General features: G+C 65.8%; 6 protein-coding genes. 4 read left to right on the top strand and 2 right to left on the bottom strand.

Features of this window, described 5'->3' with window-relative positions:
- Positions 1 to 44: 44 nt before the first annotated feature.
- The 3 genes from CSQ87_RS00380 to CSQ87_RS00370 all read left to right on the top strand — a co-directional run bounded on the left by CSQ87_RS00380 (position 45) and on the right by CSQ87_RS00370 (position 6,080).
- Positions 45 to 1,064 carry a LacI family DNA-binding transcriptional regulator gene (locus CSQ87_RS00380; RefSeq protein ID WP_100511876.1) on the top strand — a complete coding sequence of 340 codons (1,020 nt, stop codon included), beginning with the start codon at positions 45 to 47 and terminating at the stop codon, positions 1,062 to 1,064.
- 170 nt (positions 1,065 to 1,234) lie between these two features.
- Positions 1,235 to 3,574: an alpha-L-rhamnosidase gene (locus CSQ87_RS00375; RefSeq protein ID WP_100511875.1), complete on the top strand. Its 2,340-nt coding sequence runs from the start codon at positions 1,235 to 1,237 to the stop codon at positions 3,572 to 3,574.
- Between the two features lie 82 nt (positions 3,575 to 3,656).
- Entirely contained in the window at positions 3,657 to 6,080 is a 2,424-nt protein-coding gene (locus tag CSQ87_RS00370; RefSeq protein WP_100511874.1) for a glycoside hydrolase family 3 N-terminal domain-containing protein, read from the top strand.
- A 174-nt stretch (positions 6,081 to 6,254) separates the two neighbouring features.
- On the opposite strand, the gene CSQ87_RS00365 is transcribed toward CSQ87_RS00370, so the two are convergent.
- On the bottom strand, positions 6,255 to 8,852 hold the full coding sequence (locus CSQ87_RS00365; protein ID WP_100511873.1) for an ATP-dependent Clp protease ATP-binding subunit: 2,598 nt from the start codon (positions 8,850 to 8,852) through the stop codon (positions 6,255 to 6,257).
- Between the two features lie 208 nt (positions 8,853 to 9,060).
- On the opposite strand from CSQ87_RS00365, the gene CSQ87_RS00360 reads away from it, so the two are divergent.
- On the top strand, positions 9,061 to 10,059 hold the full coding sequence (locus tag CSQ87_RS00360) for a universal stress protein (protein WP_100511872.1): 999 nt from the start codon (positions 9,061 to 9,063) through the stop codon (positions 10,057 to 10,059).
- 268 nt (positions 10,060 to 10,327) lie between these two features.
- Here the strand turns inward: CSQ87_RS00360 and CSQ87_RS00355 are convergent, their stop codons facing one another.
- Positions 10,328 to 11,725 carry a DUF3027 domain-containing protein gene (locus tag CSQ87_RS00355; protein ID WP_100511871.1) on the bottom strand — a complete coding sequence of 466 codons (1,398 nt, stop codon included), beginning with the start codon at positions 11,723 to 11,725 and terminating at the stop codon, positions 10,328 to 10,330.
- Positions 11,726 to 11,734 lie beyond the last annotated feature (9 nt).

Below are 11,734 nucleotides of genomic sequence, written 5' to 3'. Positions count from 1 at the left end.
CGACATGACCTATGTCGGTATGCCATACACAATCAGGGGGTGTCATGAACGGCAAGCCGACCATCAAGGATGTCGCGGCCAAGGCCGGGGTCTCCGTCTCCGCGGTTTCCAAGGTGCTCCGCGACGCCTACGGCGTGAGCGACGAGATGCGAGACAAGGTCAACGCCGCTGTGAAGGAGCTTGACTACCGGCCCCGCACTGCGGCCCGCTCGATGAGGGGGCGATCCTACTCCATCGGCGTGGTGATGCCCGGCATCGCCTCCTCGTTCCCCACGCAGATCGCCGAGGAGATCAACGACTTCTTCAAGCCCACGCCGTACCAGCCGATCATCACCGTCGGCAGCGGCATGGCGAAGGAGCAGATCGAGGCGGCCGAGGCGCTGATCGACCGGCAGATCGACGGCATCATCCTCATCTCCCCTTGGATGGACATCGCCTGGGTCGAGCGGCTCGCCACGCGCATCCCCACCGTGCTGGTGGCCCGCAACGGCATCGGCCGGCACTACGATTCGGTGACCGACAACGCCTTCGAGGGGGCGCTGGCCATGGTCAGCCATCTGGTCGAACTCGGCCACCGCAGCATCGCCTACACTTCCATGGGCGACGGCGGACTGAAACGCCCCTACGTGCTGTCACACACCAGCCGTCAGGACGGCTACGAATACGCCATGAAGATGCACGGGCTCAAGCCGCGGACGGTGATCTCCGCCTACACCGAGGACGGCGGATACCGGGCCGGATGCGAGCTGCTGGACGGCGACGAGCCGCCCACCGCCATCTTCGCCGGATCCGACATCGCCGCCTTCGGCGTCATGCGCGCCGCCTACGAGCGAGGACTGCGCATCCCCGAGGATCTCACCGTCACCGGCTACGACAACGTGTTCGCCTCCGGACTGCACGGCGTGGATCTGACCACGGTGGACCAGTCGAGCAATCGAATGGGCCGGACCGCGGCGCAGCTGCTGCTGGAGCGCATCGAGGGGCGGACCGAGGTCGTGTGCCGCATCGAATCGCCCAAGCTGGTGGTCCGCGGCTCCTCGGCACCGCCGGCGAAGCGACGGTAGGCGCCTCGCGGCCGGGCCCCATGGACGAACATGCCGTCACAGGCCATGCGGATTGACAATGCCAACGTCGGTGCGTTATCGTTGCTGGCTGTAGAATGTTCTACAAAAAAATTCGCTGCGGGACCGCCATCGATGACCATCCCGCGTTCTCTTCGCGCAAGGACCATCCCATGAGCCAAGCATCATCATCGTTCAGTCCCGCCGACCAGCTCGCCGAAGCCCGTTGGATCACCGTCTCCGACGACCTGCCGGCCGGCGTCCGTCCCGCCTATGACTTCCGCACCGTCTTCGACGTCACAGGCGCCGCGTCCGAGGCGTGGATCACCGTGACCGCGCACGGCATCTACGAGGTGTTCGTTAACGGCGAGCGCGTCGGCGACGAGGAGCTGACGCCCGGATTCACCAGCTACGCCAGAACGCTGTACGTGCAGCAATACGATGTCGCCGATCTGCTGCGGGACGGCGGCAACGAACTACGGATCCGAGTCAGTGACGGCTGGTACCGCGGCCGATGCGGCTACTCGCGCTTCGCTGACAGCTTCGGCACGCAGATCGCCGTCATCGCGTCACTGGCCTTCGTCGACGGATCCGGTTCCCGGTCCGTCGTCACCGACGGTTCCTGGCAGGTCGCCGTCGGCGAGGTGACGCGTGCCGATCTCATGGACGGACAGACCACCGACTTCACCCGCATCGGTGCCGAACGCTGGGAACCGGTCGGGATCAGCACGGATCCGCTCACGCGGGATCGGAGCCGGTTCCGCGTGAGTTCCGCGCCGCCCGTCCGCCGATGCGAACGGTACGAACCGGTCTCCATCACCCGTCTGCCCGGCGGCCGGCAGATCGTGGATTTCGGACAGAACATCAGCGGATGGGTCCGTCTCTCCCGACTGGGCCCCTGGGGTACACGCCTCACCATCACCCACGGGGAGGCGCTGGATGATTCCGGCGACCTGACCACCGATCATCTCCGCGCGCTGGTGGGGCCCGAAATGACGCCGCTGAACGCCGGACAGGTCGATCATGTGATCTCCCGGGGAGCGCCCGGCGACATGTTCGAACCCCGGCACACCACGCACGGATTCCGATACGCGGCCGTGGACGGACTGGACGAGGACCTGAGGTCCGGAGACATCACCGCGATCCAGGTTCGTACCGACCTTAACCATATCGGCGACTTCGAGTGCGGCGACGAGGAGGTCAACGCCCTGCACCGCATCGCCGTGGCCAGCTGGAGGGCGAACTCCTGCGCCGTGCCGACCGACTGCCCGCAGCGCGAACGATCGGGGTACACGGGCGACATCCAGATCTTCGCTCATACGGCGGCGTTCCTCGACGACGTCGACATGTTCCTCCGGTCATGGCTGACCTCCCTCGCCGACGACCAGCTGTCCGACGGCCGCGTGACGAATGTGGCGCCGAACTGCGGCAACGATCCGAACGGCGATCCGGAGGACGTCATCCACGGCGCCGGCGGCTGGGGCGACGCCGCCACGGTGGTGCCGTGGGAGCTGTACCGGGCGTACGGCGACGTGGACGCGCTCAGGGAATGCTATCCGATGATGAAGCGCTGGGTGGAGTTCCAGGAGCGTGCCGCCGCGGGCGCACGGCATCCGGAGCGCATCGCCGCCAGACCGGTGCCGGCGCCGCACGAACGCTACATCTGGGATACCGGATGGCAGTGGGGCGAATGGCTGGAGCCGGACATGGTCTTCGACCCGGCCGTCGTGGGATTCTGGGAGCAGGGCATCGTGGCCACGGCGTACTTCGCCCGCAGCGCCGGGATTCTCGCCCGCAGCGCGCATGTGCTCGGGATGGCCGATGACGAACGCCGTTTCTCGACGCTGGCGGAACACGTCCGGCAGGCATGGCGGGCCGAATTCATGCACGACGACGGCACGCTGACCCGTGACACGCAGGCCAGCTACGTGCGAGCGCTGCGATTCGGCCTGATCCCCGAGGATCTGCGTCCCGCCGCCGCGGCCCGTCTCGCCCGTCTCGTGGAAGACAACGACGGCAGACTGGCCACCGGATTCCTGTCCACCGGCATGCTGCTGCCGACGCTCGTCGACTACGGCTACGTCGATCTGGCATACCGGCTGCTGCTCGGCCATGGCGAACCGGGGTGGATGGTCATGCTCGACCGCGGCGCCACCACCGTCTGGGAGAACTGGCACGGTCTGAACGAGCACGGTCATCCGACCGATTCGCTCAACCACTACTCCAAGGGCGCGGTCATCACGTTCCTGCACGAATACGTCGCCGGACTGAAGGCCACCACGCCCGGCTACCGGAGCCTGACCATACGGCCGTACGTGTATCCGCCGTTCGGCCACGCCAAGGCCACGTTGGACAGTCCCCACGGGCGCCTCGAGTCGGGCTGGCGGATCGACGGCGACACGGTGATCATCGAGGTCCGCATCCCCGAAGGCATCGACGCCACGGTGATCCTGCCCAACGGCGAGGAACACCGGACCGAAGCCGGCTCGCACGCATGGTCCTGCGCGCTGTAGGCGGCCGGGCAATCCAACGACATCAACCCGGGCAACCCCTCAACCCGGAATCCAATAACTCCACCAATCCCAAGGAACCATCATGAACGACTATCTCAATCCCGAACTGTCCCCGAGCCGGCGTGCCGACGCTCTGCTCGCCCGCCTGAGCCTCGAGGAGAAGATGGCCCAGGTCAGCTGCTACTTCGTCCCGGACTTCACCATGGACCCGGCCGACCTGCCGAGGACCGACACCGACTACGCATACGGGACCGGCCAGATCAGCTGTCTGGCCATGCGCGACCTGAAGACGCTGGATCAGGTGACGACCATGCAGCGGGCCATCCAGCAGCGGTTCATGGAGCTCAGTCCCCATCGCATCCCGGCCATCTTCCACATGGAGGGCCTGTGCGGCGCCTACGCGCCCGGAGCGACCAGCTTCCCGTCCGGCATCGCCCGTGGCGCCTCGTGGGATCCGCAGCTCGAGCGCCGCATCGCCTCCGCCGTCGGCCGGCAGGAGCGGGCCATCGGCATCAGCCAGACCTTCGCCCCCGTGCTGGACATCTCCCGCGACTCGCGCATGGGTCGTCAGGGCGAAACCTACGGCGAGGACCCCACTCTGACGGCGGCGATGGGATCGGCGTTCACCGACGGCGTGCAGTCCAGCCGCCCGGACGGTCTGACCACGGAGGCCGTGGCCAAGCACTTCACGGGCTTCCATGCGGCGCTCGGCGGCATCCACGGCGCGAACGTGGAGCTGAGCGACCTCGAACTGCGCGAACAGTACGCCAAGCCGTTCCAGGCGGCCATCAGCGAGGCGCATCTGCGTGGCATCATGCCCTGCTACGCCTCGATCCGCAACGAACCCGCGTCGGGATCCAAGCGACTGCTGACCGACCTGTTGCGCAACGAAATGGGATTCGATGGTCTCGTCGTCTCCGACTACGGCGCGATCACCAACATCCACACGGTGCAGAAGGTCACGGAAAGTCTGGCCGAGGCCGGACTGCGGGCCATGGAGGCAGGCATGGACCAGGAGCTGCACATCCGCTCCGCGTTCAACGACGAACTGGCCGAATGGTTCCGTAGCGGCAAGGCGGATATCGCCATACTCGACCGCGCGGTGCATCGCGTGCTGGAGGCCAAGTTCCGCATGGGCCTGTTCGAGCACCCCTTCGCCCTGCAGGGCGAGGAGCTGCTGCGCGAGTTCTTCCATGACGACGACGCCGACGTCACACTGCGGGCTGCACTGGAGTCGATGACCCTGCTGAAGAACGACGGTACGCTGCCCATCGCCTCCGAAACGCGCACGATCGCCGTCATCGGCCCCCATGCCGAAAACGCGCGGTATCTGTTCGGCGGATACACGCATCTGTCGATGGCCGAAGGCGCTCTGGCAGCCATGACCTCCATGGCCGGCATCACCACCGCCGACGATTCCGGTGCCGGCACGTTCGATACCCTTCCCGGAACCCCGATCCAGAGGCCGGAGGGCGCCCAGTTCGACGCGATCCTGCACCGGCTGCAGCCGAAGGCCACCACGCTCGCGGACGAACTGCGCCATCTGCTGCCCGGCGTCACCGTCATCACCGCGCACGGCTACGATCATTCCGGCACCGACGAATCCGGATTCGATGAGGCACTGCGGGTGGCCGCGCAGGCCGATCTGGTCATCGCCACGGTCGGCGGCAAGCACGCCACCTCGTCGATCGCGTCGATGGGCGAGGGCGTGGACGCCACGAACATCAACCTCTCCCCCGCACAGGAACGGTTCATCGAACTGCTCGGCGAAACCGGCAAGCCCATGGTACTGGTGCACATGAATGGCCGTGCGATCTCCAGCGACGCGGCCGACCGACATGCCAACGCGATCCTCGAGGCCTGGAACCCCGCCGAATCCGGATTCGAGGCCATCGCACGCACGCTGACGGGCGACTACAATCCGGCCGGTCGTCTGCCGGTCACCGTACCGTACACCGCCGGGCAGATCCCGCTGTACTACAACCATCCGAACGGATCCGCCTGGCATCAGGGCGACAGCGTCGGATTCCCCGAATACGTGGACTCCCCGCATACGCCGCGATACGCCTTCGGCCACGGTCTGTCATATTCGACGTTCGCCTATGAGGACCTGACCATCGACAACAACACCGACGTGCGGGCCGGGGACGTCGTGACGATCTCGGTCACGGTGGCGAACGTCTCCGACCGCGACGGCGAGGAGGTCGTGCAGCTCTATGTGCGCGATCGGTACGCCAGCATGACACGGCCGGTGATGGAGCTGGCCGGCTTCCGCCGTCTGCCCATCGCCGCCGGAGAGCGCCGCAAGGTCACGTTCGAACTGAAGACCAGTCAGCTGGCCTTCCTCACCGTCGACCGGCAATGGAAGATCGAGCACGGTGCGATCGACGTGATGGTGGGAGGATCGTCGCAGAGTCCGGAACTCACCGGCAGCTTCGACATCCACGGCGATGCGATCATCGGCGGACGGACCCGAGGCTTCTACGCCGGATCGCGGGTGGATTGATCACAGGTCGTCGGCAGACCGAACAGATCGTTTCGCATATGGCACGAATATGAGTGAAGGGTGGTGCTCCCCTATCGGGAACACCACCCTTCACTCATATGTATCGGCGTTCGTCATGCCTGCCGATGTCGTGATGCCTTACCGGTACCGGCGATATCTTCGGATCACTCCGGATCACTCTTCGGAAGCCGAAGTTTCGCCTTCGCCGCTTTCGGCGGCTGCGGACACCGGCTCGGGCTGGGCGTCGGCGTGTTCGGCGTCGTCGCCCTCCTTGGTCGGCTCGGCCGGTTCGGCGTCGATGATCGGCTTGCCCTTGAAGGTGAACTCGCCGAGGATGCCCTCGCCTTCCGCGTCCACCATCACGGCCTCGTTGTCACCGAGTTCGCCGAGCAGGATCTTCTCGGAGATCGCGTCCTCGATGTCGCGCTGGATCACACGACGCAGCGGACGGGCGCCGAGCAGCGGGTCGAAGCCCTTCTGCGCGAGCAGATCCTTGGCCTTGTCGGTCAGCTCCAGCGACATGTGACGCTCGAACAGACGATCGTTGAGCCTGCTGACGTCGAGGTCGACGATCTGACGCACCTGCGGCTCGGTCAGCTGCTTGAACACGATGATGTCGTCCAGACGGTTGAGGAACTCCGGACGGAACTGCTGCTTGAGCTCCGAGCTGACCTGATCCTTCATGCGCTGGTAGCTGGACTCGGTGTTCGCGCCCAGCGAGAAGCCGGTGTTCGCGGACTTGGCGATGTCCTTGGAACCGAGGTTGGTGGTCAGGATGATGATGGTGTTCTTGAAGTCCACCTTGCGTCCCTGACCGTCGGTCACATGGCCGTCGTCGAGCACCTGCAGCAGCGTGTTGAAGATGTCGGGGTGAGCCTTCTCGATCTCATCGAACAGCACCACGGAGAACGGCTTGCGGCGCACCTTCTCGGTGAGTTCGCCGCCCTCCTCGTAGCCGACGTATCCCGGAGGGGCGCCGAACAGACGCGAGGACTGGTATTTCTCCGAGAATTCGGACATGTCCACGCGGATCAGCGCATCCTCGTCGTCGAACAGGAACTCGGCCAGCGCCTTGGCTAGCTCGGTCTTACCCACGCCGGTGGGGCCGGCGAAGATGAACGAACCCGCGGGGCGCTTCGGATCCTTGAGTCCCACACGCGCACGGCGGATCGAACGGGACAGCGCGGAGACCGCGTCGTCCTGACCGATGATGCGCTTGTGCAGCTCCTTCTCCATGTTGAGCAGCTTCTTGGATTCGGCCTGCGTGAGCTTGAACACGGGGATGCCGGTGGAGGAGCTGATCACCTGGGCGATCACGTCCTCGTCCACCACCATCGACACGTCGGACTCGCCCTCGCGCCAGGACTGCTCCTTCTCCTTGCGCTCGGACTCCAGCTTCTCCTGACGGTCGCGCAGCTCGGCGGCCTTCTCAAAGTCCTGGTCCTTGATGGCCTTGTCCTTGTCGGCGCTCACCTTGGCCACCTTGGCGTCGAGCTGCTTGAGCTCGGGCGGGGCGGTCAGGCGCTTGATGCGCAGACGGGCGCCGGCCTCATCGACCAGATCGATCGCCTTGTCCGGCAGGTTGCGGTCCTGGATGTAGCGCGCGGACAGCTCGGCGGCGGCCTGCAGCGCGCCGTCGGTGATCGTCACGTGGTGATGGTTCTCGTAGCGCTCGCGCAGACCCTTGAGGATCTCGATGGTCTCGGCGATCGTGGGCTCGTGCACCTGGATCGGCTGGAAACGACGCTCGAGGGCCGCGTCCTTCTCGATGTACTTGCGGTACTCCTCGGTGGTGGTGGCACCGATGGTCTGGAGCTCGCCACGGGCCAGCATCGGCTTGAGCATGTCGGAGGCGCCCAGCGCGCCGTCCGCGGAGCCCGCGCCGACGATGGTGTGGATCTCGTCAATGAACAGCACGATGTCGCCGCGGGTCTTGATCTCCTTGAGCACCTTCTTCAGACGCTCCTCGAAGTCGCCACGGTAACGCGAGCCGGCCACCATGGAACCCAGATCCAGCGAGTAGACCTGCTTGCCCTTCAGCGTCTCCGGCACGTCGCCGGCGTTGATCTTCTGGGCGAGACCCTCCACGACGGCGGTCTTGCCGACGCCGGGTTCGCCGATCAGCACCGGGTTGTTCTTGGTACGACGGGACAGTACGACCATCACGCGCTCGATCTCCTGGGATCGGCCGATCACCGGGTCGAGCTTGCCTTCGGCCGCCTCGGCCGTCAGATTGCGGCCGAACTGGTCGAGGATGGCGGAACCGGTCTGGCTGTTCTTGTTCTGCACGCCACCGGCGTTGGCGAGATCGCCCTTGCCTTCCTCGCCACCGTTCTGGCCGCCGCGGATCAGATCGATCACCGCGGTGCGCAGATCACCCAGATCGACGTCCATCTTGATGAGCACCTGCGTGCCCACGCCTTCGCCCTCGCGAATCAGACCGAGCAGGATGTGCTCGGTGCCGATGTAGCTGTGGCCCAGCTGCAGAGCCTCGCGCAGGCTCAGCTCCAGCACCTGCTTGGCGTGCGGAGTGAAGGGGATGTGCCCATTCGGAGCCGCATTGCCCTTGCCGATCATCTCCTCGACCTGCTTACGGGTGGGGTCGAGCTCGACGCCCTTGGAAGCCAGAGCCTTGGCGGCCACGCCCTCGCCCTCACGAATCAGGCCAAGCAGCAGATGCTCCGTACCGATGTAATTGTGCTGCAGCGCCCTCGCCTCTTCCTGGGCGAGTACGATGACGCGGCGGGCACGGTCGGTAAACCGTTCGAACATGCTTTGTCCTCCCTAATAAAACTCTGTATTACTCTACCGATCCGCGGTGACGAACATTCCCCGCCGCCCGCATATTGCGCTGTGAACTTAACCACAGTCGCCTCAACCCCGGCCTTCGCGCCGGTTTCCGCGATGTCCTCCACGGCCGGACCGGCACCGTCGACTATGCTGGGAGGCAACTGCAAGGGACTTTGGTCAGGAGGTCATCATGACTGAATCTACGGAACATGTTGCGGGCAATGGCGCCGGCACCTATCCGGGTGACATCGTCGTCGGCGTGGACGGCTCGGACGAATCCTTCGCCGCGCTCAAGTGGGCGCTGGCCGAGGCCGGGCGGAGCGGCCAGAAGGTCAATGTGGTGTTCGCATGGACGCATTCGTGGGACATGGGCGACGAGCCGAGCAGCGAGGAGGCGTGGACCCGGATGCGAGGCGACATCTCCCGGTCGCTGCGCGAATGGGTGGAGCAGGCCTCGGAAGGGGTTGACTTCGACCCGGCGAATCTCAAGCTCACGTCGGTGAAGGCGTCCGGATCGACCGCGTTGCTGCGGATGAGCGACAGTGCCCAGCAGATCGTAGTGGGCAGGCGTTCGCTCGGCAGGGTGGCGCGCTGGCTGCTCGGATCGGTGTCGTCCTCGCTGGCCGAGGAGGCCAAGGTTCCGGTGACGGTGGTACGCCCCGGCAACGATCCCGCCACGGCGAGCGTGGAAAGCGACATCGCCGCGGCACTGAACCCCGACTCCCCCGACCCGGCGGCCACGACCGTCAGCACCCCCGACGACGAACACCGACTTCCCGTGGTGGTGGGTATCGACGGATCGAAGGGCTCCCGCCGCGCGTTGGACTTCGCGATTGGCGCGGCCGTGACGAACGACCGACCGCTGCAGGTGCTGTTCTGCTGGCAGATGAAGGATCTCGGTCAGCTGCCCGGCTACGAGACCACGGTGCCGTCGGTCAAGGAGGGACAGGCCCACGCCGAGCAGGTGGTCCGCGACGCGGTGGCCGCGGCGGATATCCCCGCCGGTCTTGACGTGCAGGCCCATGCCTTCCATATCCCCGCCGGCAAGGGCATGATCAGTGCCTCCCGGTACGCCAACCGGGTCATCATCGGATCTCGCGGGCTCTCCGGATTCGACGCGCATTTCCTCGGATCGGTGTCCCGGCAGGTCGTGGACGGCGCCGAATGCACGGTCACCGTGGTGCACTGAGATGCTGAACGACAGGTGAGCGGATGGAGTGACAGGCGAGTGGATGCGCTTGTCACCTCATCCGACAGGCTTTGCCGGCCACCTTCCCCTCGAGGGGAAGGCAGAAATGAACCGCGTCACAAGCTCGCCTGTCGGCTCGCCTGAGCCCTGCGAACGCCTCCGCGTCCGCGTAACGGGCTCAGCCTAAGGGGAAGGCAGGTTCCTTCAGGCTTCCCCCTTTGGGGGAAGCTGGCAGCCGTAGGCTGACTGATGAGGGTCAGAGAATTCTTTACTCAGTCGGCTCAGCCGGAGTGTCCTCGGACGCCGACTCGTCGCTGTCGTCCGACTCGTTGTCGGCCGAATCGGTACCGTCCGACTCATCGTCCTCATCGTCGACTGCATCGGCGCTGTCCGAATCCTCCTCAGACTCGGCAGACTCGGCGTCGTCCGTATCCGTATCGGTCGAATCCGCATGATCCGAATCGGTATCGTCGTCATCGTCCGCGTCGTCCGACTCGGTCGGCTCCTCCACGGCGGTCAGGTCGACGGTGTTCTCGATCGTCGGCTCGTCCTTCGTCTCCTCGGCGTCGGCCGATTCCGCATCGAGTTCGTCGTCGACCACGGTGTTGCGGTCGATGTCCTCCTCGGTGGCCTCATCGGCGTCGTCGTCGGCCGATTCGAGGGCCTCGATCTGTCCGCGCTCCTCGCGCGGAGCCTGCGCCACGATGTCGATGTGCAGGTCGTCGAACGCCGGCTTCGACTGCACCCACAGGCGGCTCGGCTCGGGCGGGGCCATTTCGGAATGCTGGCCGCAGCCGTGGTCTCGCGAGACCACGCGGCCGTCGTCGGGGCTCCACTTGTTGGCGCACACGCCGAAGAGCAGGTTGAGTTCGCCCTTCAGCGGCACGAAGAATCCGCAGTTCTCGCAGGCCAGACCGTCCGCGGTCTTGGTGGACAGGGACTTCGGCCCGTGGGGGCCCGCGTACCAGCGCTGGGCCGCCTGCGCGCGGCCGAGCGGGGTGAGCACGCGACGGCGGGACAGCTCGTACTCGTGGACGATCTCCATCGTCTCCTCGGCCTCGTCGCGGCGGATCTGCTCCTCCGGAGAGATCTCGGTATCGTCCGCGGTCTGGCCATCCGCGGCCTGATCATCCGCGGATTCGCCGGACGTTGCCGAATCAGCAGACGTTGCCGAATCAGCGGAAGTCTCCGCCTCACCGTCTGAGGCACCTTCCGCGGTCTCTCCAGCTTCGGCCTTGCCAGCCGCCGCACCGGCCTTCGCATCCTCGGATCCCTCGGTCCTCTCCGGATTCACCGGCCCGGTCGGGCGGAATCCGTCCTCCAGACGCTCATCGTCCTTTTCGGTGCCGATGGCGTCGGTGACGGCCAGATCGCTCGGTTCCAGACGATCCTTCCACGGCACCCACTTGGGCGGCAGCAGGGAGTTCTCGCCGGGGATCAGCGACGACTCGTTCACCGTCCACGTATCCAGCTCGGCGTCGTGGTACAGGGTCACCGACCACTGCCAGCCTTCGTAGCCGACGACGTTGGCGGCGAACCGGAAGTCGCTGACGCCGTCCTCCAGCTCGGTGACTCCCAGGAATTCGCCGACCTGGGATGCCTCGTCCGCCACCTCGAAGGCCACGGCCTGGGCGATGGATCGGGGATCCGGAGTGGTTGAGGTCATGGAACAGTC

The sequence above is a fragment of the Bifidobacterium simiarum genome, assembly GCF_002802905.1.
Classification (GTDB): Bacteria; Actinomycetota; Actinomycetes; order Actinomycetales; family Bifidobacteriaceae; genus Galliscardovia; species Galliscardovia simiarum.
This window is presented reverse-complemented; position numbering and strand designations above follow the sequence as displayed.

Coding starts and splice junctions, on each gene's coding strand:
- CSQ87_RS00380 (WP_100511876.1), top strand. CDS start 45: ATGAACGGCAAGCCGACCATCAAGGATGTCGCGGCCAAGGCCGGGGTC.
- CSQ87_RS00375 (WP_100511875.1), top strand. CDS start 1,235: ATGAGCCAAGCATCATCATCGTTCAGTCCCGCCGACCAGCTCGCCGAA.
- CSQ87_RS00370 (WP_100511874.1), top strand. CDS start 3,657: ATGAACGACTATCTCAATCCCGAACTGTCCCCGAGCCGGCGTGCCGAC.
- CSQ87_RS00365 (WP_100511873.1), bottom strand. CDS start 8,852: ATGTTCGAACGGTTTACCGACCGTGCCCGCCGCGTCATCGTACTCGCC.
- CSQ87_RS00360 (WP_100511872.1), top strand. CDS start 9,061: ATGACTGAATCTACGGAACATGTTGCGGGCAATGGCGCCGGCACCTAT.
- CSQ87_RS00355 (WP_100511871.1), bottom strand. CDS start 11,725: ATGACCTCAACCACTCCGGATCCCCGATCCATCGCCCAGGCCGTGGCC.